The sequence below is a fragment of the Pararhizobium sp. DWP3-4 genome (assembly GCF_049898205.1).
Lineage (GTDB): Bacteria > Pseudomonadota > Alphaproteobacteria > Rhizobiales > Rhizobiaceae > Pararhizobium.
The window spans coordinates 16,865-39,224 of sequence record NZ_JAFCXF010000007.1; the positions used below are offsets into that span (position 1 = coordinate 16,865).

At 61.3% G+C, this 22,360-nt stretch carries 23 protein-coding genes, 1 tRNA gene and 1 riboswitch; of the genes, 16 read left to right on the top strand and 8 right to left on the bottom strand.

The window, feature by feature from the left end; translation table 11 throughout:
- From ACP7E6_RS18520 to ACP7E6_RS18530, 3 genes are all read left to right on the top strand, one after another.
- On the top strand, window positions 1-939 hold the full coding sequence (locus ACP7E6_RS18520; protein ID WP_426231202.1) for an IS110 family transposase: 939 nt from the start codon (window positions 1-3) through the stop codon (window positions 937-939).
- 128 nt (window positions 940-1,067) lie between these two features.
- Entirely contained in the window at window positions 1,068-1,718 is a 651-nt protein-coding gene (locus tag ACP7E6_RS18525; protein WP_426231203.1) for a thiamine diphosphokinase, read from the top strand.
- 2 nt (window positions 1,719-1,720) lie between these two features.
- Window positions 1,721-3,547 carry an ABC-F family ATP-binding cassette domain-containing protein gene (locus tag ACP7E6_RS18530; protein ID WP_426231204.1) on the top strand — a complete coding sequence of 609 codons (1,827 nt, stop codon included), beginning with the start codon at window positions 1,721-1,723 and terminating at the stop codon, window positions 3,545-3,547.
- A gap of 95 nt (window positions 3,548-3,642) precedes the next feature.
- Here the strand turns inward: ACP7E6_RS18530 and ACP7E6_RS18535 are convergent, their stop codons facing one another.
- From ACP7E6_RS18535 to speD, 4 genes are read right to left on the bottom strand one after another with little or no spacing between them, the layout of a single operon-like run.
- Window positions 3,643-3,990 carry a hypothetical protein gene (locus tag ACP7E6_RS18535; protein ID WP_426231205.1) on the bottom strand — a complete coding sequence of 116 codons (348 nt, stop codon included), beginning with the start codon at window positions 3,988-3,990 and terminating at the stop codon, window positions 3,643-3,645.
- Window positions 3,991-3,999: 9 nt separating this feature from the next.
- Entirely contained in the window at window positions 4,000-4,842 is an 843-nt protein-coding gene (locus ACP7E6_RS18540; RefSeq protein WP_426231206.1) for a hypothetical protein, read from the bottom strand.
- A gap of 3 nt (window positions 4,843-4,845) precedes the next feature.
- Window positions 4,846-5,958 carry a fused MFS/spermidine synthase gene (locus ACP7E6_RS18545; protein WP_426231207.1) on the bottom strand — a complete coding sequence of 371 codons (1,113 nt, stop codon included), beginning with the start codon at window positions 5,956-5,958 and terminating at the stop codon, window positions 4,846-4,848.
- Window positions 5,959-6,435 (bottom strand): adenosylmethionine decarboxylase, encoded by a 477-nt coding sequence (gene speD, locus ACP7E6_RS18550; protein WP_426231208.1) that lies wholly within the window; start codon window positions 6,433-6,435, stop codon window positions 5,959-5,961.
- 694 nt (window positions 6,436-7,129) lie between these two features.
- On the opposite strand from speD, the gene ACP7E6_RS18555 reads away from it, so the two are divergent.
- Window positions 7,130-7,921 (top strand): SDR family NAD(P)-dependent oxidoreductase, encoded by a 792-nt coding sequence (locus tag ACP7E6_RS18555; protein ID WP_426231209.1) that lies wholly within the window; start codon window positions 7,130-7,132, stop codon window positions 7,919-7,921.
- A gap of 174 nt (window positions 7,922-8,095) precedes the next feature.
- Here the strand turns inward: ACP7E6_RS18555 and ACP7E6_RS18560 are convergent, their stop codons facing one another.
- The gene (locus ACP7E6_RS18560; protein WP_426231210.1) at window positions 8,096-8,344 is read right to left on the bottom strand and encodes a glycine zipper 2TM domain-containing protein; all 249 of its coding nucleotides are present in this window, start codon (window positions 8,342-8,344) and stop codon (window positions 8,096-8,098) included.
- A gap of 899 nt (window positions 8,345-9,243) precedes the next feature.
- Between ACP7E6_RS18560 and ACP7E6_RS18565 the strand changes: the two genes are divergently transcribed.
- Window positions 9,244-10,446, top strand: coding sequence for a diguanylate cyclase (locus tag ACP7E6_RS18565; protein WP_426231211.1), 1,203 nt, complete (start codon window positions 9,244-9,246; stop codon window positions 10,444-10,446).
- 122 nt (window positions 10,447-10,568) lie between these two features.
- Here ACP7E6_RS18565 and ACP7E6_RS18570 read toward each other — a convergent pair whose 3' ends face one another.
- On the bottom strand, window positions 10,569-11,000 hold the full coding sequence (locus ACP7E6_RS18570; protein WP_426231212.1) for a DUF4345 domain-containing protein: 432 nt from the start codon (window positions 10,998-11,000) through the stop codon (window positions 10,569-10,571).
- A gap of 222 nt (window positions 11,001-11,222) precedes the next feature.
- Window positions 11,223-11,300, top strand: a riboswitch (SAM riboswitch).
- A 74-nt stretch (window positions 11,301-11,374) separates the two neighbouring features.
- On the opposite strand from ACP7E6_RS18570, the gene metA reads away from it, so the two are divergent.
- The 4 genes from metA to ACP7E6_RS18590 all read left to right on the top strand — a co-directional run bounded on the left by metA (window position 11,375) and on the right by ACP7E6_RS18590 (window position 14,902).
- On the top strand, window positions 11,375-12,301 hold the full coding sequence (gene metA, locus ACP7E6_RS18575; protein ID WP_426231213.1) for a homoserine O-acetyltransferase MetA: 927 nt from the start codon (window positions 11,375-11,377) through the stop codon (window positions 12,299-12,301).
- Entirely contained in the window at window positions 12,298-12,750 is a 453-nt protein-coding gene (locus ACP7E6_RS18580; protein WP_426231488.1) for a GNAT family N-acetyltransferase, read from the top strand. Before metA ends, ACP7E6_RS18580 begins: the two co-directional genes overlap by 4 nt.
- A gap of 140 nt (window positions 12,751-12,890) precedes the next feature.
- A complete protein-coding gene (locus ACP7E6_RS18585; RefSeq protein ID WP_426231214.1) occupies window positions 12,891-13,907 on the top strand; it encodes an aldose epimerase family protein in 1,017 nt (338 codons plus the stop codon).
- A 227-nt stretch (window positions 13,908-14,134) separates the two neighbouring features.
- Window positions 14,135-14,902, top strand: a complete 768-nt coding sequence (locus ACP7E6_RS18590) for an SDR family oxidoreductase (protein WP_426231215.1) — start codon at window positions 14,135-14,137, stop codon at window positions 14,900-14,902.
- A gap of 67 nt (window positions 14,903-14,969) precedes the next feature.
- Here the strand turns inward: ACP7E6_RS18590 and ACP7E6_RS18595 are convergent.
- Window positions 14,970-15,044 (bottom strand) — tRNA-Gly (locus ACP7E6_RS18595).
- A gap of 254 nt (window positions 15,045-15,298) precedes the next feature.
- Here ACP7E6_RS18595 and ACP7E6_RS18600 point away from each other — a divergent pair.
- From ACP7E6_RS18600 to ACP7E6_RS18615, 4 genes are all read left to right on the top strand, one after another.
- Window positions 15,299-15,808 (top strand): prolyl-tRNA synthetase associated domain-containing protein, encoded by a 510-nt coding sequence (locus ACP7E6_RS18600; protein ID WP_426231216.1) that lies wholly within the window; start codon window positions 15,299-15,301, stop codon window positions 15,806-15,808.
- A 58-nt stretch (window positions 15,809-15,866) separates the two neighbouring features.
- Window positions 15,867-16,862 (top strand): thioredoxin, encoded by a 996-nt coding sequence (gene trxA, locus ACP7E6_RS18605; protein ID WP_426231217.1) that lies wholly within the window; start codon window positions 15,867-15,869, stop codon window positions 16,860-16,862.
- A gap of 130 nt (window positions 16,863-16,992) precedes the next feature.
- Window positions 16,993-17,676 carry an LON peptidase substrate-binding domain-containing protein gene (locus ACP7E6_RS18610; protein ID WP_426231218.1) on the top strand — a complete coding sequence of 228 codons (684 nt, stop codon included), beginning with the start codon at window positions 16,993-16,995 and terminating at the stop codon, window positions 17,674-17,676.
- Window positions 17,677-17,685: 9 nt separating this feature from the next.
- Window positions 17,686-17,874: a Trm112 family protein gene (locus ACP7E6_RS18615; RefSeq protein WP_426231219.1), complete on the top strand. Its 189-nt coding sequence runs from the start codon at window positions 17,686-17,688 to the stop codon at window positions 17,872-17,874.
- Window positions 17,875-18,093: 219 nt separating this feature from the next.
- Here ACP7E6_RS18615 and ACP7E6_RS18620 read toward each other — a convergent pair whose 3' ends face one another.
- Window positions 18,094-19,308, bottom strand: coding sequence for a ubiquinone biosynthesis hydroxylase (locus tag ACP7E6_RS18620; protein WP_426231220.1), 1,215 nt, complete (start codon window positions 19,306-19,308; stop codon window positions 18,094-18,096).
- A 102-nt stretch (window positions 19,309-19,410) separates the two neighbouring features.
- Here ACP7E6_RS18620 and tesB point away from each other — a divergent pair, with 102 nt between their 5' ends.
- From tesB to ACP7E6_RS18635, 3 genes are all read left to right on the top strand, one after another.
- Entirely contained in the window at window positions 19,411-20,295 is an 885-nt protein-coding gene (tesB, locus tag ACP7E6_RS18625) for an acyl-CoA thioesterase II (protein WP_426231221.1), read from the top strand.
- Between the two features lie 223 nt (window positions 20,296-20,518).
- Window positions 20,519-20,869, top strand: coding sequence for a P-II family nitrogen regulator (locus tag ACP7E6_RS18630; protein WP_426231222.1), 351 nt, complete (start codon window positions 20,519-20,521; stop codon window positions 20,867-20,869).
- Between the two features lie 29 nt (window positions 20,870-20,898).
- A complete protein-coding gene (locus tag ACP7E6_RS18635) occupies window positions 20,899-22,332 on the top strand; it encodes an ammonium transporter (RefSeq protein ID WP_426231223.1) in 1,434 nt (477 codons plus the stop codon).
- Window positions 22,333-22,360: the final 28 nt, after the last annotated feature.

Consider the following 22,360-nt stretch of genomic DNA (forward strand, 5'->3'; position numbering starts at 1 on the left):
GTGAACAGTATCATTTGTGGAGTGGATGTTTCGAAGGATTGGCTGGACGCACAGGTCCGGCCGGCCGGTGTGTTTGAGCGCTTTGGCAATGATGCGGACGGCATCGGTGCGCTGGCGGCGCTGTGCCGGGCCCATGGCGTCGCGCTCGTCGTCATGGAGGCGTCGGGCGGTTACGAGCGTTCGGCCTTCCTGCTTCTGTGGGAGTTGGGGGTCGCCTGCGCATTGGCCAATGCGCTGAGCGTGCGCCGCTTCGCCGAGGCGATGGGTTTTCTGGAAAAGACGGACAGGATCGATGCCGGCATCATCGCACACTATGCGGCGGTCAAGGCCATCGCGCCAACGCCGCCGCCCCAGGCGGCCCAGTTGCGTCTGTCGTCGCTGGTGGCGCGGCTTTCCCAGGTGACGGCCGATCTCACCGTCCAGAAGCAACGCCGGCATGCGGCCCGCGATGCGGAAACCCGTGACAGTCTCGACGAGGTCATCGCCCTCCTCGTGCGCCAGAGCCGCCGGCTCGAAGGCGAGATTGCCTCGCTGATCGACGACGACCCGCTCTGGGGCCGCCTCGACGCGGCGTTCCGATCCGTCAAGGGCGTCGCCTCGCGTACCGTCGCACGGTTGATGGCGGAACTTCCCGAGATCGGGCAGGTCTCCAACAAGGCCATCGCCAAGCTGTCCGGCCTTGCGCCGATCGCCAACGACAGTGGCAAACGCAACGGACACCGGCCGGTGCGCGGCGGACGCAGCGGCCCGCGCAGCATCCTCTTCCTCGTCGCCCATATCGCCGCTCGCTACGACCCGCATTTGTCTTCCTTCCAGCAAAGGTTGCAAAGCGCAGGGAAACCCAAAATGGTCATCCGCATCGCCCTCGCCCGCAAACTCCTCGTCATCCTCAATGCAAAAGCACGCGACGCGAGAATGGAATTTGTAAATGCAACTTGACACCCCAGATAGTCGCTCATCCGACCCTTCGGGCCACCTTCTCCCCGCTGGGGAGAAGAGATCCATCACCGCCAAATCCACACCCGCCCCTTCCCCTCCTCCCCCTGTTTACGCTATGGCCTTGCGCCATGAGCAAACAGGCTTTTGTAATCTTGATGGGCGGGCCGCTGACGCCGACGGACAGGCTCTTGGCCCAGCTGTCCGGCGCCCGCGTCATTGCGGCCGATGGCGGCATGCGCCATGCCAGCGCGCTTGGCCTGACGCCGGAGCTTTGGGTCGGCGATTTCGATTCCACGCCCGACGCCCTGATCGCCGAATGGCCCGACGTTCTCCGCGAGCCCTATCCCTCAGCCAAGAACGAAACCGACGGCGAGATCGCCGTTGCCACCGCCCTTGAGCGCGGCGCGCAAAAACTCGTGCTGGCTGGCGCCCTGGGCGGCGAACGCAGCGACCATGCCTTCATGCACCTGCTCTATGCCGCCAAACTTGCCGAAGACGGCATCGACCTGCTGCTCACCTCCGGCGAGGAGGAAGCCTATCCGCTCCTGCCGGGCACCTTCGAGATCGATCTGCCAAAGGGCAGCCTGTTTTCCATTCTCGGGCTCGATACGCTGACCGGCCTGTCCATTGCGGGCGCCCGGTATCCGCTCAAGGATTTTCATCTGCCGTTCGGCTCCTCGCGCACCGTTTCCAATGTCGCCGAAGGCACCGTCCGCTTCACCCTTTCCTCCGGCCGGGCGCTCATCCTTGCCCGTCCGCAAGACCTTTCGGGAGCCTGATCATGGCGCCACCCATTCTGAAACTCGACGATATCTTCCTCTCCTTCGGCGGCACGCCGCTGCTGGCAGGTGCTAACCTGCAGGTGGAGCCGGGCGACCGCATCTGCCTCGTCGGCCGCAACGGCTCGGGCAAATCGACCCTGATGAAGATGGCGGCCGGCCTTGCCGAGCCACAGTCCGGCGAGATCTTCCGGCATCCGTCCGTCACCATCCGCTACCTCAATCAGGCGCCGGATTTCGAAGGATTCGACACCGTGCAGGCCTATGCCGAAGCAGGCCTTGGCCCCAGCGACGATCCCTACCGGGTGGCCTATCTGCTCGAACATCTGGGCCTTTCCGGCCACGAGGACCCCAACCAGCTTTCGGGCGGTGAATCCCGCCGCGCAGCCCTTGCCCGCGTCATGGCGCCGGAACCGGACATCCTTCTGCTCGACGAGCCGACCAACCATCTCGACCTGCCGACCATCGAATGGCTGGAAGGCGAGCTGGTCAAGAGCCGCTCGGCCCTCGTGGTCATCTCCCACGACAGGCGCTTCCTCGAAAAGGTCTCCAATGCCACCGTCTGGCTCGATCGCGGCCAGTCTCGCCGCCTCAGCCAGGGCTTTGCCTTTTTCGAAGCCTGGCGCGACAAGGTGCTGGAGGAAGAAGAGCTCGAGCAGCACAAGCTCGGCAAGGAGATCGAACGCGAGGAGCACTGGCTGCGCTATGGCGTGACGGCAAGGCGCAAGCGCAACATGCGCCGGCTCGGCGCGCTGCAGGACCTGCGCGCAAAACATCGCGGCCACAATGGCCCGCAAGGCTCGGTTCAGGCGACGATTTCCGATGCCCGCGAATCCGGCAAGCTGGTGATCGAGGCCGACCAGATCACCAAAACCTATGGCGACCGCACCATCGTCGCCCCCTTCTCGATCCGCGTCCATCGCAGCGACTGCATCGGCCTCGTCGGCCCGAACGGGGCGGGCAAGACGACGCTTCTGAAGATGCTGACCGGCCAGATCAAGCCCGACAGCGGCTGGGTCAAGCTCGGCACGAACCTCGAGATCGCCACGCTCGACCAGCGCCGCGAGGACCTCAACCTCGAGGATACGCTGGCCCATTACCTCACCGACGGCCGCGGCGACAACCTGCTGGTCAATGGCGAGCAGCGCCATGTCACCGGCTATATGAAAGAATTCCTGTTCCAGCCCGAACAGGCGCGCACTCCGATCAAGAACCTGTCGGGTGGAGAGCGCGCCCGCCTGATGCTCGCCCGCATCCTGTCGCGCCCGACCAACCTGTTGATCCTTGATGAGCCGACCAACGACCTCGATATCGAGACGCTGGACCTGCTTCAGGAAATCGTCGCCGGCTTCCCCGGCACCGTCATCCTCGTTTCCCACGACCGTGACTTCCTCGACCGCACCGTCACCTCGACTATCGCGCCTGCCAACCCGGACGCGCCCGACGGCCGCTGGATCGAATATGCCGGCGGTTATTCCGACATGATGGCGCAGCGCAAGGGCGTCGCCGACGAACGGAAGCGCGCGGAAAAAGCCGAAAAAGCCAGATCCGCCACCGATAACGGCTCCTTCTCGGGGCCAAAAATCGGCAAGGGCAAACTCTCCTTCAAACAGAAATTCGCACTCCAAAACCTGCCGAAGGAGATGGAAAAAGCCGAAGCCGAAATCGCCAAACGCGAAACGGAAATGGCCGACCCGAGCCTGTTTTCCAAGAACCCGGCCCGGTTCTCCGCGCTCGCTGCCGAGCTCGAAAAACTGCGGACTTCGATTGCGACGATGGAAGAGCAATGGCTGGAGCTGGAGATGCTGCGCGAGGAGATCGAGGGGTAGGCCAGCCGCGGCGATCCCTGCGCGGGTAGAGCCAATCATTGTTGCAGGGAAAGCGGCCGGCGCCTGACCGGCCAGGCTCCGTCAAGCGCCGGCGGCTACTGGACCACCGCCGTCGATCTCGACCCATCCTCATCGACAAAGCTTATACTGCGACCCTTGAGAATGACGCGCGAGCAGTCGTCGTCATCGTCGCTGTCGTAGTAGAAGCAGATTTCGTTGCCGGAAATCTCCCACTCGCCGTCATAGTCCGGCTCCGCGCTCGATCGGCCTTTGATCGTACCGTTGGCAAGCAATTTTTCGGAATAGCGCACCCCGCCCTCCGTTCCGGAAATCGTCTTACCGGTCAGTTTTGCCCTGATTTGCGGGCCACTGAGGAATGCATCCTGGGCTTGGCCCGATGATGCCAGCGCTGCGAGAATGATGGCAGCGAGCAGCTGTTTCATGTCGTCCTCCTAGAGTTCGTAGACCAGAAACAAGGCAATTTCAGTGAGAATCGCCACCAGAATGGCGGCCTCCAGCACCGATGAAACAAGGAACAGCCGGTACTCGGAAACCCGTTCCGCGACCTGATTGTAGAGTGTCTCCCTGCCCTCGATGATCTCGCCGATCAGTGTCACGCGCTTGGCGAGTTCGAGCTGGTGGCACAGCTCGAAAAACACCCGGCGCGCGTTGCGAGAGAGCCCGCCGTCGCCACGTTCGAGAACGCGCATGGCGCGGAGGAACCATTGGCGATGGCGGCTTGCCTCGACAGCCCTTTCACTCAGCCGGCGTCCCTGCGACCAACTGAAGGACGTGCGGGCCAATGCCGCCGCGTCGTCATGCTGATCAGCCCACTCGGCTTCGAGTTTCCGTTCCAGCCTTTCGATATTGAGCCAGAGCCAGGCAAATGCGGCTATCGCCGTGGTCAGGTCGGTGAACTGGTCCGGGGGAGCCTGCACCACGGCGCGCGGGCCGCGCCACCGGATCTGGCCATTGCGCAACGGCAGTTCGATCGCCAGGTCCTCGAAGCCGTTTCGACCCAGCGTCTCGTTCACCCAGGCGCTAGCAAGCTGCTGCAGGGCAAACGGCGTGTCGGAACCGGGCGCCAGTTTGATGATGTCGAGGCCATCTGCCGGGCTGGCGCCCAACTCGGCTGACGGTATCGTCTGCCCTTCGATCCGTACCGACCGCTCGGCCACCACAACGGCCTCCGGGTAGGAAAGGACGCAGATCCCCGTGGGGCTTTCGGCAGTCCTCGAATCCGGACGATGGAAGGCCAGCCTCGATATCGACATGGGATGCAGGGCCTGGTTCATGGATCAATCGACAGACAGAGAAGGAAGTTGCCTGACGCCGTCATCGACCGTGTGGATATCCGGCGGGGGAACAAACGCCACGCCGTCTTCCAGAATAGGACCTGATAATCCGAGATAGAATGACGTCTCCTTGTCGAAACAGAAGCTTGCCTTGATAAAGGCACCGGTGAGATGGTCGAGCCAGTCGGCCCCAAGCCGCGCATCGATCGTCCGATCCATCCGCTCCGCACTTTCCTCATGCGGGTCCAGCCAGTCGGAAGCGATGAGAAATCCCCAGGACGCCAGGAAACAGGGGACGGCGACCTGGTAGCTGTGCACCTGCGAGAAGACCGCCGCCAGGGTCCGGCTGACGGCTGTGTGCCCCTTGTAGTCGCAGAACGAAAACTCCAGGGCCTGCACGACGACGATGCCGCCCGGACGAAGCCGCTCGCGGACCATCTGATAGAATTCCCGCGTATACAGGTGTTGTGCCGGTCCATTGTCCAGCATGTCCACCACATCAATGATGACGACGTCGAACAGATCATCCGTCGTTTCGACGAAAGCGCGGCCATCACAATAATGCAGTTCCGCACGTGGATCCGTGAAGGCACCATAGCTCCAGGTTCCCAGATGCTCGCGGCAGATATCCACGACATCGCGGTCGATATCGACCATGACGGCACGGGTGATGCCGCCATAGGCCAGCACCTCCCTCAGTGTCGCGCCCTCACCACCACCGATGATCAGCACGTGACGCGGGTTCTCGTGCATCAGCAAAGCGGGATGCACCAGCATCTCGTGGTAAAGCGCCTCGTCTTCTTCCGAACTCTGGATCGCACCATCCAGGAAGAGAGCCCTGCCGAAACTATAGGTATCGGCGATGGTTACGGTCTGGAACGCGGTGCGCACCGAGCAGATGACCGATTTTGCGCGGTAGTGGTACTCGTCGAAGATATCGGCATCCTCGAGCACGAAAACGCTGCCGCTGCGGGCGATGGCGGCAGTGTCGGCACCTTCGACGAAAAACTTGTTCGGCGGCAACTCCGGAAGCGGGTAAGGGCGCTCGACCAGAACGGGACCCGGAAAGCCGTCCGGCGGAAAAGGCAGCGGTGAAGGAGTGTCAGCGATCGCCATTCATTGCGCTTCCGCAAGCGTGTCGGTTGCCGTGTCGCGGATGATCTGGCGCAGTTCGATCAGCGCCGGCGTGAACGCCTCGATCAGCGCTGGAAGCGCGTTCAACGGATCGCAGACACCGCACATGAATATGTCGAGCGCGGCATATGCATTCTCCGTCCATGTGTCGATGGAAATATGGCTTTCGGCCAGCGACGCTGTCCCCGTGACGCCGCCCCCAGGGCTGAACACGTGAAAGCTCATACCGAGCAGAGTGGCCCCAGCAGCGGCGATGGCGCGAGTGAACGCAGCCTCGATGCGAGCGACATCGTCGAGATTTTCCGCACCACTGAAATCCGCGATAAGATGCCTGCCCGGCAGTTCACCGGCTGCGACAGGCGACAGGTCCCTTTTGCCGGCAGGGACTTCCGGAAGGTAACGGTTCGCAATCCTTCTGTGCGTCGATAACAGTTCTTTCAGGCCTCCCGCAGGACCCACGATATAAACCCCTTATTAAGATAGTAAAATATTCAATTAGACTAGACTAAATTAGAGGAAATCGCAATCGTGTGCAGCCGCAAATACGACCCGTTGCATTGGGGCGAAAAGCGGTGCCCGCCGGCATGCATCGTCAAAACTGCGTGGAGCCAAGTGACTGTTTTTAGCGTTGGAGCCGCCATTCGCCGTGCGATTTGATACGTTCTTAAAAAATCATCCCCGCAAATCCCCACCCTCAAAACCCGTGCCATGCTTCTTCTCGTCCCACCAGGGATACACCGGAAAGCGTCGCCGCCGACGTGGGGCCGGTGCCCGGAGGCGGAACGCGCGCAAAACTCCCGGGGCTGCGTGAAAGGGGGGGCTCCTCCGGTTCGTGAAAGTGGACCGGGGGTGCCGGGTAGCCACGCCGCCTGTGGACGGTCCAGGGCTGAACCCGCCTTACTGAAAGGCTTGCGGATAAGCGGCCGGGCTGCGGCATTGGAGGCTTTCTCCTGACACGGGAAAGCGCAAAGGAACCTGAGAAGCGCGGCAATAGACACCGGAACGGGGCATATCGCGCGGCTTCCTCCAAGACCGGCATGCCGGCGCTTTTCGGACTTCATCAATGGCAGCAGATTGGGCGCGACGGCGTGCGCTGTTGCGAGACCGTCCGCAAGCTCATACCTTGTGTGTTCACCCTCACAAGGAGCAGCAGATGCAGATCGACCTCGCAGGCAAAACCGCTCTGATTACTGGATCTACCGAAGGCATCGGCTACGCGATCGCCCGCCAGCTCGCGAGGGCTGGCGCGGATGTGGTGATCAATGGACGGTCCGACGAAAAGACCGCAAAGGCCGCCGAGCGCTTGAAAGGCGAAGGTGCCGGGGGCACGGTCGCTGCCGTCGCAGCCGATGTCGCGACCGCTGAAGGGTGTGAAGCTCTCGTCGCCAAGGTTCCTCATGTGGACATCCTCATCAACAATGCGGGCATTTTTCAGCCGCTCGACTTTTTCGAGGCGAGCGACGAGGTGTGGGATCGCCATTGGCAGGTCAACGTCATGTCGGCCGTCCGGCTGTCGCGCGCTTACCTTCCGGGCATGCAGAACCTCGACTGGGGTCGCGTGATCTTCATTGCGTCGGAATCCGGCTTTAATATTCCGGTGGAAATGATCCACTACGGCGTCAGCAAGACCGCAGACATTGCGGTTGCCCGTGGGCTTGCCAAGCGCATGGCGGGCACTGGCGTGACCGTGAACTCGGTCCTCCCCGGTCCAACACTGTCGGAAGGGGTCGAGGCGATGCTTGCCGAAGAGGTTGCGAAGACGGGCAAGCCGATCAAGGAGGTTGCGGCGGACTTCGTCAAGACGCATCGTGGCAGTTCGATTATTCAACGCGCTGCAAGCGTGGAGGAGATTGCTAACCTCGTAACCTATCTCGCCTCGCCTTTGTCATCCGCGACGACCGGGGCTTCCATGCGCGTGGACGGAGGACTGATCGACACGCTCTGAGGCGAACGCAGCATCATTTGGGGAAATGGGCCTGCCAAGTGACGCAGAAAAGCCCTCGGTGCGGTCAGCCTTTACACGCCGAGGGCCTTTGAGTTCATGACGGCAAATGAATAAATCAGGTTATTTTTCAAGCAAGTGACGCATGTAATTCGCCACCTGCCCTGTCGTAAACAGTTAGCGGCCGCAGGCTATTGCAGAACCGGCCGCACCGCCCAACGTTGCTCCGGCGCCAACGGCCCAGAGCTGGCCGGTACCGGACCCGATTGCGGACCCCGCCACACCGCCCACCACGGCGCCTCCCACCGTTCCGACCACACAGCCGGGCGTCGCCGGGCCAGCGCTGGAATTCATGCTCGCTGTTTGACATCCAGCCAATGCAACGCATGATGCTGCGACGACGACCATAGTGGAATAATAAGACATTTCTTCCTCCTATCGTTGGTTTCAAATTTTGCTTGGTCCTGGAATTTCGACCAACGCAGACATCGCCACGGCCTCCACCGCTTTGGTCGAATAGCGTTCAACTCAGAGAATTGGGTTTTGTTCCATTCGTGGTGACGGTGGCAAATCTACTGTTGCCCTTTCAAGGGTGACGGCACCTGCGTGGCAGAAGGGTAACGTTCAGCAATTCAGCAGGCGGTACAAACGACCGGAACGAAGGCGCGAAGCCGCCTGTGAGTATGCAAACGTTACAAGCCGGCTGTGGGATAATAGTGGCTCTCTCAAAAAAATTTCATCCCCGCAAATCCCCGCCCGCAAAACCCGTGCCATACTTATTCCCGTCCCATCACGGATACACCGGAAAGCGTTGCCGGCGAGGTGGGGCCGGTGCCCGGACGGTTTGGCGAAACGCGCGCGAAATTCCCGGGGCTGCGTGAAAGGCGGTTCTCCTCCGGTTCGTGAAAGCGGACCGGGCGTGCCGGGTGGTCACACCGTCCTTGGACGGTCTAGGGCTAAACCCCGCCTCATTGAAAAGCCCAGCGGATAAGCGGCCGGGCTGGGGCATTGGAGGCTTTCCTGTCAGAGAGGAAAGCGCAGAAGAACCTGAGAAGCGCGGCAAAAGACACTGAAACGGGGCACATCGCGTGTCACCTACTCCTACTTACCTGCGGCACCCGATGTGCCCCGGCCGACCCTGCCAGGCAAAAGCCCGGCAGACATGCAGATGACGCAAACCACGGGCGAAAAAAGCCGCCGCGTGACGGCACGGACTATGGTCCCGACCGGGCCTGCCGGCGAACGGCGCATGCCGGATATGGACCATCCAGACATGAAATCTTAGGAGACGGCCGTTAGAGTTTGCCGCAGAGAAAGGGGATGGGATGGCGAAAGGCAGGCATCAGGTTCGAGGCACGACAGATGTGCTCGCGCTGCAAATGGACGCGCTGTTCAAGGCAGCGCCGGCATCTGTGCTGAGCATATTCGGCGGGCTGATCGCGCTGGCGGCCTACTGGTCGCCGCAGACGCAGTCGGGCCTCTTGGTCTGGTTTACCATCGTCTGCGCGCCGGCGGTCGCGCACATCGCCAGCGCGGTGCTGCGCTACAAGGGTATTCCGAAAGGCTGGGGGCCGGTTGCCTGGTCGCATCTCGTCAAGGCCATCTATCTCACTGCCGGTACAGCCTGGGGTGTCGGCGGCGCCTGGATGCTGACCATCGGTGATGATCACCAGACGCTGGTCATCTGCTGCCTGGCGATGGGCGCTGTCACCTGCACCTTCCCGGCCATCGTCTACGGTGCGGCATACAATCTTTTCCAGGTACCGATCTTCACGCTGTTTGCCATCACGCTGGCATCAGGCGATATCGAATACGGCCAACTGCTCGCCCTCGCCTCGGTGCTGCTATGCATTGCCTTGGCCGTCATCGCCAGGGGCATGGGATCGCAGCTCACTCTTGCGCTGCGCCTGTCGTTGGAAAACAAGCAGCTGGCCGAAGAGCTTGCGGACCACGGCGCAGCGCTGGAGCGGGCCAACCGGGAGCTGATCGTCGAGACGCTGACCGATCCGTTGACGGGGCTGGCCAACCGCCGGCAGTTGATGAATTTCATGCGCGCAAACGCGGGCCGCAGCAGCCTTCTGATCGTCGATATCGACCACTTCAAGTCCTACAATGACAGCTTTGGTCATGTCGACGGCGATCTCTGCCTGGTGCTGGTGGCCGATGCGCTGCAGACCAGCATCCGGCCCGGCCGCGACCTGGCCGCCCGTTTTGGCGGCGAGGAATTCGCCATCATTCTCGGCGACCTTTCGCAGGAGCAGGCGGTCGAAGTGGCCGAGCTGGTGCGCGGCAATGTCCAGTCTCTCCTCACCCTCCATGCCCGCAAGATCCGCCGCATGGTCACCGTCAGCATTGGCTTTGCCCACCGCGACGACGACCGGCAGAAGCCGAATGCGACGTTGATGGCGGAGGCGGATGCAGCTCTTTACGAGGCCAAGAATTCCGGCCGCAACCGCGTCTGCATCGGCTCTGATCCAGTGACCGTTTTCGGGGAAGAAGCCTCCAGAAACGCAACCGCCCGTGGCTGACCGCAAAAAAGGGTGAGACGATCCTCCCAGCCACGCCAGGATCGCCCCACCCGCCGCTTGCGGCAATCGCCTCCGCCCGTTTTCTGACCGGACAAAAGACGCCGATTGCCGCGCGACCTCGCTCAGCCCCGGCTTTGGCTCAGCGCTGCGACCCGCCCGTGCCAGACGACCAGGCAGGGCACGACGACAAGCTCCATGCCAAGGCCAAGCACATGCCCGGCCGAGGGCAGACCATCGACAACCAGCGAACACAGCCGCGCCAACCCGCCGCTGAAGGTCAGGATCGCCAGAATCCGGATGCGCTCGGCCTTGGTCTCGATCGCCGGAATGCAGCTGTACCAGCCGATGCCGAGGGCAAGGAAAAGCCCGGACAGGAACCGCACATGGCTGGCGAGATCGACGGGCGGGGTCTTTTCGCCGAGAAAGCCGGGTCCCATCACCACGCCCGCCAGCCCGGCAAACACCGGCAGTATTGCAAGGACGGCGATGGTCGCCTGCAGCAAGCGCCGCTGCCGGAAATCGGCCGGGCTGATCTGATAGGCAAGACTGGGCATCGCGTATCCTCCTGACATCATCAGAGGTACGGACGCGGCAGCCGCCGGGTTTCAGGTTCGCGAACACATCGGCGTGAACACGGCATCTGGCGATTCACGGGACTGCCGCCCGCATACATTCCCCCATCGCCGCTTCAAGAAAACCTGCCGCCGGCAATCGCTGCGGCGCCGGTTTCACGGACATGGGTGATGCATATTGATTCGCAGGCGAACAGGCGCTATTGAGGCACTCGTGGTGATTTGGCCGGCCGGCTTGCAGCCACGTTAAATAAGTCGCTAAAGGGCCGTGCATGCGCAAGCAAGCGGGGCCGGTTGCGATTTGTATCGTTGCCGGTTTTTTGTTCCGGCATGTTCGTAGAGCCGAGTGTTGCCCCATGCCCATCAAGATTCCCGATACGCTTCCCGCCTATGAAACCCTCGTCAAAGAGGGCGTGCGGGTGATGACCGAAACTGCGGCGATCCGCCAGGACATCCGGCCGCTGCAGATCGGCCTGCTCAACCTCATGCCGAACAAGATCAAGACCGAAGTGCAGATGGCGCGCCTCGTCGGCGCCTCGCCGCTGCAGGTCGAGTTCTCGCTGATCCGGTTGGGCGGCCACAAGGCCAAGAACACGCCGGAAGAGCATCTGCTGGCCTTTTACCAGACCTGGGAAGAGGTCAAGCACCGCAAGTTCGACGGCCTGATCATCACCGGCGCACCTGTCGAAACGCTGGATTATGAAGACGTCACCTATTGGAACGAGATGCAGCAGATTCTCGACTGGACCCATACCAACGTCCATTCGACGCTGAACATCTGCTGGGGCGCCATGGCGGCGATCTACCATTTTCATGGCGTGCCGAAATACACGCTGAAGGAAAAGGCATTCGGCGTCTATCGCCACCACAATCTCAACCCGTCCTCGCCCTATCTCAGCGGCTTTTCCGATGATTTCCAGATCCCGGTATCACGCTGGACCGAGGTGTGCCGCGCCGATATCGAACAGAAACCCGGCCTGGAAATCCTGATGGAATCCGACGAAATGGGCGTCTGCTTCGTGCACGAGAAGGCAGGCAACCGGCTCTATGTCTTCAACCATGTCGAATATGATTCGACCTCGCTGTCGGACGAATATTTCCGCGATGTCGATGCCGGCGTGCCGATCAAGATGCCGCACAACCATTTTCCCCACAATGATCCGACGCTGACGCCACAGAACCGCTGGCGCAGCCACGCACACCTGTTGTTCGGCAACTGGATCAACGATATCTATCAGACGACATCCTATGATCTCGCCGATATCGGGAAGGACAGACGCTGACCGCACCCCTCATCATCCGCCCGGTCGAGCCCGGTGACGAACAGGACTGGCGCCGTCTGTGGAAGGCTTATCTCGCCTTCTACGAAACCACCCTGCCGGAAAAGATCTACGCCCTCACCTTTTCACGGCTCTTGAGCGGTGCAGCCCATGAATATGCCGGATATCTGGCCGTTCTCGACGGCAAGCCGGTCGGCCTTGCGCATTTTCTCTTTCACAGATCCTGCTGGCACGAGAATTCGATCTGCTACCTGCAGGACCTGTTCGCCGATCCGGACGTGCGCGGACAGGGAATTGGCCGGGCGCTGATCGAGGCCGTCTATGCCCGTGCAAACGCGGAAAAGGCCGAGGAAGTCTACTGGATGACCCAGGACTTCAACGCCAGTGCCCGCAAGCTCTATGACCGGATTGCCGGAAAGACGCCTTTCATCGTCTACCAGAAGACGTTTTAAGACCATCTGCTTCTCTTTGCTGAGAGAGACGCCGGAACGCTTGTATTGGCCGGACGGCAGTAAATTGTATGACTTTTCGGTTGCCGCTTTCAGCGAAATGAGCCAGTTTGCCGCCGGGGATTAGTGGAGGAAGAATAGCCGTGCAGACAGAGACTGAATTGTTCGGCCATATGCCGTCCGGCGAACCCGTGCATCGCATTGTGATCAAGGGCGGCGGCCTGACCGCGCATATCCTCACCTGGGGATCGGTCATCCAGGACCTGCGCCTTGATGGCCATGCAGCGCCGCTGGTGCTTGGCTTCGAGAATTTTTCCGACTATCTCGCGCACTCCCCCTATTTCGGCGCTACGCCGGGCCGCAATGCCAATCGCATCGGCGGTGGCCGTTTTGCCATAGACGGCGTGTCCTATCAGCTGGAATGCAATGAAAAGGGCGTGACCCACCTGCACGGTGGCAGCGACGGCATCGCCAAGCGCCTGTGGACCCTGATCGAGGCAGCGGAAAACCGCGTGGTGCTGCAGATCGCCGATCCCGATGGCCGCGCCGGTTATCCAGGCAATTGCACCGTCACCTGCACCTACACGGTCGGCGATTGCGGCGTCCTCAATGTTCTCTATGAAAGCAGCACCGACCGGGCGACGATCTGCAACATCTGTCAGCACAGCTATTTCAATCTCGACGGCACCGCCGATGCGCTCAGTCACGATGCGATGATTGCCGCCAGCAGCTATCTGCCGACCAACGAATGGCAGGTCCCGACCGGCGAAATCCGCTCCGTCGAGGATACCGCCTTCGACCTGCGCGCCATGACCCCGCTGCGCCGTCAGCTGGAGGGCGACAAGATCGGTTACGACCACAATTTCTGCCTGGCCGAGGCCCGCGGTCCGAAACAGTCCGTCGCTCTGGTGCGCAGCATCAATTCGGGCATCTCCCTGGAAGTCCGTACCACCGAGCCCGGCGTGCAGTTCTACACCGGCTTCAAGATGAACGTTCCTGTGCCGGGCCTTGAAGGCCGTCACTACGGCCCGTTCGCCGGTTTCTGCCTCGAAACCCAGATCTGGCCGGATGCGGTCAATCACGCCAATTTCCCGCAGGCCGTCCTGCGGCCCGGCGAAACGCTGCGGCAGGAAACCGATTACGTCTTTACCCGAAACTGATCCACGTCTGCATCCTCGTCCAAGCAGGGGTGGCATGTCCCGGCAGCACGGCCACGATTCGTGGATGAACCCAGCCGAGAACGGTGATCCGACGTTGCCCGTGCAAGCCACTCCCTCGTTTCCGCCGGTCCGCTGATCCCATAAGGCCAAAAGCAAATCCGCTGGGCTTTTGCGGCGAAACGGGATTTGATGCACCGATCAAGGCTGCGGCACGGGAGGACTTGGGCATGGCTGAAGCAGGCGGATCGAAGATTGCATTGGTGACCGGCGGCGGCACCGGTATCGGCCGAGCGATTGCCGAGGCACTATTGAAAAACGGCTATACGGTCGTCCTTTCAGGCCGGCGCTTTGACGTGCTGCAGGTAGCGGCAAAGGAACTCGCCGCGGAGACCGGCGGCACGGCACGGGCCTTCGCTGCCGATGTCGGCGATCCGCAGGCGGTCGCCACCCTGTTTTCGGCCATCCGCCACGATTTCGGCCGTCTCGACCTGCTGATCAACAATGCCGGCATGGGCCTTCCGGCCGTTCCGATGGAAGATATCAGTTTCGAGCAGTGGAATTCCATCGTCAGCGCCAACCTGACCGGCGCCTTCCTCTGCACCCAGCAGGCGATGAAACTGATGAAGGCCCAGACGCCGCGTGGCGGGCGCATCATCAACAACGGCTCGATCTCCGCCTCGACGCCGCGCCCGATGTCGGCGCCCTATACGGCCACCAAACACGCCATTTCCGGCCTCACCAAATCGACCGCCCTCGACGGCCGCCTGTTCGACATCGCCTGCGGCCAGATCGATATCGGCAATGCCTCGACGGAAATGACATCGCAAATGAGCGGCGGCGTCCTGCAGGCCAATGGCGAAATCGCCTCCGAACCGACCATCCCGGCAAAGCTGGTGGCCGATGCCGTCGTCTATATGGCCGGCCTGCCACTTAGCGCCAATGTGCTGACGATGACGGTGATGGCAACTGAGATGCCGTATGTGGGGAGGGGATGAGGATAAAACGCACGCAGCAAAGTCGCCGGCGCAACTTTCAAATTTCTGCATCTCAATAGAGAGAAAATGGAGCGGGTGAAGCGATTCGAACGCTCGACCCCAACCTTGGCAAGGTTGTGCTCTACCCCTGAGCTACACCCGCTCATCATCCAAGGCCCGGGGGTAGTCGGTGGACCGTGGCGCCGCTGCGTTTGTTGTTTGCTGCGACGACGGCTATATGGCCCAGACGATTTTTAAATGCAACAGGGAAATGACGGCCGACCCGATATTTTTTTGAAGGAATGTCGCAAGGCCCTGAAAACAAGGCGTTTTGTGGCCTGCATTCTGTGGAAGATTGCGGTTTTTTGCCCTTCGCCGTAAGGAAGACCATCATTTTCAAGCCAGGGGGAAGCCGTCATGAGTGAAACGCAGCCGAAGACACAGGACGAATTGTTCGCGTTTCTCGACAGCCTCGGCATCGCCCACAAGACCGTGCGGCACGAGCCGGTTTTCACCGTCGCCGAATCGGTGGCTTTGCGGGACGCCATCGCCGGTGGGCACACCAAGAACCTGTTCGTGAAGGACAAGAAGGACAACTATTTCCTGCTCACGGTAGAGGAGAACGCGACCGTGGACCTGAAAACGGTGCACAAGCTTATCGGCGGTGCCAGCAAGGTCTCGTTTGGCCGGCCGGAAAAGCTGATGGAATATCTGGGCGTTATTCCCGGCGCCGTCACCGCTTTCGGGGTCATCAATGATACCCAGCAGAACGTGAAGATCATCATCGACGAAGACCTGATGAAGGACGAGATCATCAACTGCCATCCGCTGGCAAACGATGCGACGACATCGATTGCCTCCAAAGACCTGCTGCGCTTTATCGAGGCGACCGGACACGAAGCCCTTGTCTTGAAAGTGACGTCCTGACATACGATCTTTGACGGGAAGACAGTCAGACGGACGAGAATGTCCGCGAGGAGACACGATGAGCGGCAACGACAATCCCTATGCGGCATCCTACGGCAACCAGATGACCGCGACGGCCAGCTACGGCGGCGCCCCAGCACAGGCGCAAGTTCCGGCAGGAGCGGCCGCGCCAGCCGGTGAGCTGATCAAGGAAACCACGACCGCCAACTTCACCCGCGACGTGCTCGAAGCCTCCCGTCAGCAGCCGGTGCTGGTCGATTTCTGGGCGCCTTGGTGCGGCCCGTGCAAGCAGCTGACCCCGGTGATCGAAAAGGTGGTGACCGAAGCGCAGGGCCGCGTCAGGCTGGTCAAGATGAATATCGACGATCATCCTTCGATCGCCGGCCAGCTCGGCATCCAGTCCATCCCCGCCGTCATCGCCTTTGTCGGCGGCAGGCCGGTCGATGGTTTCATGGGCGCCGTCCCTGAAAGCCAGATCCGCGAGTTCATCGACAAGGTCGCCGGGCCGATGGTCGATGACCAGCAGGCCGGGATCGACGCGGCGCTCGCAGACGCAAAAGCCTTGGTTGAGCAGGGCGACATCGAGAACGCCGCCGGCCTTTTCGGCGCCGTGCTGCAGGCGGACCCGGAGAATGCCGCAGCCCTTGCAGGGCTCGCCAATTGCCTGATCACCGCCGGCGAGCTGGAGCAGGCGCGCGAAGTGCTGGCCGAGCTTTCCGAGGAGCTTGCAAAGGATGCCGGCATCGCCGCCGTTGTGAAAAAACTCGACCAGATCGAGGAGGCCCGCAAGCTCGGCGACCCGAATGCGCTGGAACAAATCCTTGCTGCCGATCCCGACGATCATGGTGCCCGCATCAAGCTCGCTAAGATCCGCAATGTCGAGGGCGACCGCGAGGCTGCCGCCGATCACCTGCTCAAGGTGATGAAGCGCGACCGGACGTTCGAGGATGACGGCGCGCGGCGCGAGCTGCTGCAGTTCTTCGATGTCTGGGGACCGATGGACCCCGCAACGCTGTCGGCGCGGCGCAAACTGTCATCGATCCTGTTTTCGTGATACCCTAACGGGGCGGCTTTGTGACAATCTCCCTTGAGATTTACCGCTGGCGCCCCATTTCTTGTCGATAAGCGGCGCGGCGCCACAGCGGCTGCCAAGAACGCCTGACAGCGACGGGGTGAATTGAGACATGCAAGTTGGTAATGCACGTTATCTGAGGCCTCAGGACCTGCCGGAGACGCTTCCGGTATTCCCGCTGACGGGCGTGTTGCTGCTTCCGGGCTCACAGCTGCCGCTCAACATCTTCGAGCCGCGCTATCTCTCGATGTTCGACGATGCGCTGGCCGGAAATCGCCTGATCGGCATGATCCAGCCGTCGTTCGGGGAAATTCGCGAAGAGCCGGGTCAGGCACATGTGCAGGCGCTCTGCCAGGTCGGTTGCATCGGCCGGATCACCTCGTTTGCCGAAATGGAAGATGGCCGTTACATCGTCTCTTTGACCGGCATATGCCGGTTCCGGCTGTTCGATGAAGTGCATCTGACCAAAAAAGGCTATCGCTCCTTCAAGATCGCCCCCTTCGCCACCGACCTCACCGGGCCGGACGACGAAGCACAGGTCGATCGCCAAGCTTTGCTTGCCGCCTTCAAAGCCTATCTCGACGCCAACAAGCTGGAAGCCGACTGGGAAAGCGTCGAGCGGGCCAGCAATGTGACGCTGGTCAATTCCATGGCGATGATGTCGCCCTATGGCCCGGCGGAAAAGCAGGCGCTGCTCGAGGCACCGGACCTGAAGACCCGCGCCGAAACGCTGATTGCGATTACCGAAATCGTGCTCGCCCGCAATTTCGGCGATATCGAAACCATGCTGCAATAGGCGGAAGTGATGGAAGACAGAACCAGCCGGGTCGATCCCAAACTGCTTGACCTGTTGGTCTGCCCGCTGACCAAAGGCCGCCTCAGCTACCGCGCCGCCGACAACGAGTTGATCTCCGAGAAAGCCCGCCTCGCCTACCCGATCCGCGACGGCATTCCGATCATGCTGATCTCCGAGGCGCGCAAGATCGAGGATTGAGGCTGACGCCGGTTATCTCCACTGATGAATTTTGCGACGCTTGCCCCCCTCTGTCGGCGACGCCGACATCTCCCCCACAAGGGGGAGATCACCGCTGGCTCTGGATCAATATGGGAAAAGAAAAATCTCCCTCCTTGTGGGGGAGATGTCACCAAAGGTGACAGAAGGGGGTAAGCCTCCACGCATTCAGACATTTCCGAAACGAAATATGACCTCCGCTCAGATCGCCTGCCCGCCCAGCATTTTCGGCTCGCTTTGCCCACCTAATCCCGACGCCTGGCGGATGAAGAACGATTTCACCGAGGGCATGCGGTCGACGATGCCGAGGCCGAAATCGCGCAGTGCCCGGACTGGCGTGACATCGTTGGAAAACAGCCGGTTCAGCACATCGGTGGTCACGCCCATACGGAATGTGTCGAAGCGGCGCCAGCTCTGGTAGCGCTCGAGCACGGCGAGCGAGCCGATATCGAGACCGAGTCGGTCGGCATCGACGATGGTTTCGGCGAGCGCCGCCACATCCTTGAAGCCGAGATTGAGGCCCTGGCCGGAAATCGGGTGGATGCCGTGGGCGGCATCGCCGGCCAGCGCGAAACGCGGCGCGATGAAATCGCGCGCCAGCGTCAGCCCCAGCGGAAAGGCGCGGCGCCCGCCGACAACCTTCAGCGTGCCGAGCTTGTGGCCGAAGCGGCGCTCCAATTCTTCCTCGAACACCAGATCGTCGCTGGCGATCAACCGGTCGGCATCGCGCGTCCGCTCCGTCCAGACCAGCGAGGAGCGGTTGTTCTTCAGCGGCAGCGTTGCAAACGGGCCGGCGGGCAGGAAGTGCTCCTCCGCCGTGCCGTCGTGCGGCCGCTCATGCTCGACGGTGGTAACGATCCCGGACTGACCATAATCGAAATCGACCGTCTTGATGCCGGCGGCATCGCGCAGTTTCGAGCGCACGCCATCGCAGGCGATCAGCAGCCGTGCCTCGATTGCCTGGCCATTGGCCAAAGCGACGGAAACAGAATGATCGCCGCTGTTGAAACCGGCGGCGGCCGTCGATTGCCGGATCTCGACGCCTAGCGCCTGCGCTGCCTTGCGCAGCGCGCCGACCAGCGCGACATTGGGCACCATATGCGCAAACGGCCGGCCCTCGACCTTTTCATCCTCGAAGGTCAAAAACACCGGGCGCACCGGATCGGCGGTCTTTGAATCGGTGATGACCATGCGCTTGATCGGCTCGGCTTCCGGCTCGATCTCGCTCCAGATGCCGAGCACGTCGAGCATCTGCGCGGCGGCGGCAATGATCGCCGAGGCGCGCTCGTCCTTTTTCCAGGCATCGTCCGGAGCGCCGTCGATCAGGCTCACGGCAAGGTGCGGCGCGGCTTTCTTGATGGATACGGCCAGCGACAACCCGACATAACCGCCGCCCGCAATCAGCACATCGATCATCTCTCATTCTCCCGTCGCTCTTGAGCATTGCTTATGGCCTATATAGATCATTGATGCGCTCGTTCCTACCGCTTGAGCGCTCGACCTTAGGAGATTGCCGAAATGCCGCGCCCCGCCGAAAACCCTTCCCCGATGGATGTCCTGCTGCAGACGCTGGATCTGGAGAAGCTGGAGGAGAACCTGTTTCGCGGCCGCTCACCGCAGGTTGGCTGGCAGCGCGTGTTCGGCGGACAGGTCATCGGCCAGGCACTGGTGGCAGCCCAGCGCACGGTCAGCGAAGGCCGCTACGTGCATTCGCTGCACGCCTATTTCATGCGGCCGGGCGATCCCGCCGTGCCGATCATCTACGATGTCGACCGCATCCGCGACGGCGCAAGCTTTGCCACCCGCCGTGTCGTTGCCATCCAGCACGGCAAGGCGATCTTTTCGCTGTCGGCCTCCTTCCAGTTCGACGAAGAGGGCTTCGACCACCAGATCACCATGCCGGATGTCGCAGCCCCCGAAACGCTGATGGGTGAGCAGGACATCAAGGATAAGTTTCTGGTCAATGCGCCGGAAGCCATTCGACGCTACTGGGAACGCCCCCGGCCGATCGAAATCCGCCCGGTTTCGCTGAAACACTATTTTTCGCGCGACAAGCTGGAGCCGTCGCAGGACGTCTGGGTCAAGGCCGTCGGTGCCGTTCCGGACGAGCGACACATCCAGGCGGCGGTGCTCGCTTACATCTCCGACATGACCCTGCTCGACACGGCGCTCTATGCCCACGGCACCTCGGTTTTCGACCGCGACCTGCAGGTGGCGAGCCTCGATCATGCCATGTGGTTCCACCGCCCCTGCCGGATGGACGACTGGCTGCTCTACACGCAGGACAGCCCCAGCGCCTTCGGTGCACGCGGGATGACGCGTGGCAGCCTTTTTGATCGCTCCGGTACACTGATCGCCTCCGTTGCCCAGGAAGGCCTGATCCGGAAAAAGGCATCTGAATAAAAAAACGCCGATTTTCATAAACTGCTTAATTTTTCATCGTTTAATTTGATGGATTTTTGACATTTCGCGGATCCAGCTCTGCGGGATATGTCATTTCCTTGTCTTTTCATAGACTTACCCATCCACTCTCAAACTGGCACGCCCCTTGAATAGCACTGGGCGGTCGTTGGGGATTTTTGCTCGGCGGCAAGGAGAGACGGCCCCGAGCCGAAGATGAACAAGGATGGGAAACCAGATGAAAATTGTGATGGCCATTATCAAGCCGTTCAAGCTCGATGAGGTTCGCGAAGCCCTCACTGCCGTTGGCATCCAAGGCCTGACCGTGACCGAAGTGAAGGGTTACGGACGTCAGAAGGGACATACGGAAATCTACCGCGGCACCGAATACGCCGTGAGCTTCCTGCCGAAACTGAAGATCGAAATCGCCGTTGCCACGGAGATCGTCGATAAAACCGTCGAAGCGATCGCTGCGGCAGCCAAGACCGGCCAGATCGGCGACGGCAAGATCTTCGTCTACTCGATTGACCATGCGGTGCGCATTCGTACCGGCGAAACCGACACAGAAGCGCTGTAAGTCACGGCCGTTCAGGGAGCTACATGTCAATGTCTTCATTTAAACTTTCTACCTCTCTCGGACGCGTGGGCGCTGCAGCAGCAGCCCTCCTCGCCCCGGCCATCGCGTTTGCGCAGGAAGCAGCGCCCGCCGCCACAGAAGCGGCCGTTGCCGCAGCGCCGGCGATGACCGTCGACAAGGGCGACACGACCTGGATGATGCTGTCCAGCATTCTGGTTCTGTTGATGACCGTACCGGGGCTCGCCCTGTTCTACGGCGGCCTCGTGCGCACCAAGAACATGCTGTCCGTCCTGATGCAGGTGCTGATGATCGCTGCGGTCGCGATGATCATCTGGGTCACCTACGGCTACTCACTCGCTTTCACCGATGGCGGCTCGCTGAACAGTTTCGTCGGCGGCTTCTCAAAGGTCTTCCTGTCCGGCGTTGATGTGTCGACCATGGCCGAGAGCTTCTCGAAGGGCGTTGCCATTCCGGAGCTCGTTTTCGTCATCTTCCAGATGACCTTTGCGGCCATCACCCCCGGCCTGATCATCGGTGCCTTCGCAGAACGCATCAAGTTCTCCGCCGTGATCCTGTTCACCATACTGTGGCTCACCTTCATCTACTTCCCGATCGCCCACATGGTCTGGTTCTGGGGCGGCCCGAGCGCCTATACCGGCCCGACTGGCCTGATCTTCGGCTTCGGCGCGATCGACTTCGCCGGCGGCACCGTGGTGCACATCAATGCCGGTATTGCCGGTCTGGTTGGCGCGATCATGGTCGGCAAGCGTACCGGCTTCGGCAAGGACATGATGGCTCCGCACTCGATGACCATGACGATGATCGGCGCCTCGCTTCTGTGGGTTGGCTGGTTCGGCTTCAATGCGGGTTCCAACCTCGAAGCCAACGCCTATGCCGTTCTTGCCATGATCAACACCTTCGTTGCCACGGCGGCGGCCATCATCTCCTGGTCGCTGGTTGAAACCTTCACGCGCGGCAAGGCTTCCATGCTCGGTGCCGCTTCGGGTGCGGTCGCCGGCCTCGTCGTCATCACGCCTGCCGCCGGCTTCGTCGGCCCGATGGGCGCGATCGTCATGGGTCTCATCGTCTCACCGGTCTGCTACTTCTTCGTCTCCACGGTGAAGAACAAGTTCGGCTATGACGATACGGCTGACGTCTTCGGCGTTCACTGCATCGGCGGCATCATCGGTGCGCTTCTGACCGGCGTTTTCGTCAACCCGGCTCTCGGTGGCGCCGGCATCGTCGATTACTCGACGGCCGATTTTGCAGCTGGCTATGCCGGCACCGCAACGCAGGTCTGGGCACAGTTCAAGGGCGTCATCGTCACCATCCTGTGGTCGGGCATCGGTTCCGCAATCCTCTACAAGATCGTCGATGTCATCGTCGGTCTGCGTGTGCCCGTCGAAGCCGAACGCGAAGGTCTCGACCTCTCCTCGCACGGCGAAGCCGCCTACCACTCATAAGGAACTTGCGGAGCCGGAAAACCGGCTC

Excerpts from the sequence above, each read along its gene's own strand:
- ACP7E6_RS18525 (WP_426231203.1), top strand. The coding sequence starts at position 1,068 with ATGAGCAAACAGGCTTTTGTAATCTTGATGGGCGGGCCGCTGACGCCG.
- ACP7E6_RS18530 (WP_426231204.1), top strand. The coding sequence starts at position 1,721 with ATGGCGCCACCCATTCTGAAACTCGACGATATCTTCCTCTCCTTCGGC.
- ACP7E6_RS18535 (WP_426231205.1), bottom strand. The coding sequence starts at position 3,990 with ATGAAACAGCTGCTCGCTGCCATCATTCTCGCAGCGCTGGCATCATCG.
- ACP7E6_RS18540 (WP_426231206.1), bottom strand. The coding sequence starts at position 4,842 with ATGAACCAGGCCCTGCATCCCATGTCGATATCGAGGCTGGCCTTCCAT.
- ACP7E6_RS18545 (WP_426231207.1), bottom strand. The coding sequence starts at position 5,958 with ATGGCGATCGCTGACACTCCTTCACCGCTGCCTTTTCCGCCGGACGGC.
- ACP7E6_RS18555 (WP_426231209.1), top strand. The coding sequence starts at position 7,130 with ATGCAGATCGACCTCGCAGGCAAAACCGCTCTGATTACTGGATCTACC.
- ACP7E6_RS18560 (WP_426231210.1), bottom strand. The coding sequence starts at position 8,344 with ATGTCTTATTATTCCACTATGGTCGTCGTCGCAGCATCATGCGTTGCA.
- ACP7E6_RS18565 (WP_426231211.1), top strand. The coding sequence starts at position 9,244 with ATGGCGAAAGGCAGGCATCAGGTTCGAGGCACGACAGATGTGCTCGCG.
- ACP7E6_RS18570 (WP_426231212.1), bottom strand. The coding sequence starts at position 11,000 with ATGCCCAGTCTTGCCTATCAGATCAGCCCGGCCGATTTCCGGCAGCGG.
- metA (WP_426231213.1), top strand. The coding sequence starts at position 11,375 with ATGCCCATCAAGATTCCCGATACGCTTCCCGCCTATGAAACCCTCGTC.
- ACP7E6_RS18590 (WP_426231215.1), top strand. The coding sequence starts at position 14,135 with ATGGCTGAAGCAGGCGGATCGAAGATTGCATTGGTGACCGGCGGCGGC.
- ACP7E6_RS18600 (WP_426231216.1), top strand. The coding sequence starts at position 15,299 with ATGAGTGAAACGCAGCCGAAGACACAGGACGAATTGTTCGCGTTTCTC.
- trxA (WP_426231217.1), top strand. The coding sequence starts at position 15,867 with ATGAGCGGCAACGACAATCCCTATGCGGCATCCTACGGCAACCAGATG.
- ACP7E6_RS18610 (WP_426231218.1), top strand. The coding sequence starts at position 16,993 with ATGCAAGTTGGTAATGCACGTTATCTGAGGCCTCAGGACCTGCCGGAG.
- ACP7E6_RS18615 (WP_426231219.1), top strand. The coding sequence starts at position 17,686 with ATGGAAGACAGAACCAGCCGGGTCGATCCCAAACTGCTTGACCTGTTG.
- ACP7E6_RS18620 (WP_426231220.1), bottom strand. The coding sequence starts at position 19,308 with ATGATCGATGTGCTGATTGCGGGCGGCGGTTATGTCGGGTTGTCGCTG.
- tesB (WP_426231221.1), top strand. The coding sequence starts at position 19,411 with ATGCCGCGCCCCGCCGAAAACCCTTCCCCGATGGATGTCCTGCTGCAG.
- ACP7E6_RS18630 (WP_426231222.1), top strand. The coding sequence starts at position 20,519 with ATGGGAAACCAGATGAAAATTGTGATGGCCATTATCAAGCCGTTCAAG.
- ACP7E6_RS18635 (WP_426231223.1), top strand. The coding sequence starts at position 20,899 with ATGTCTTCATTTAAACTTTCTACCTCTCTCGGACGCGTGGGCGCTGCA.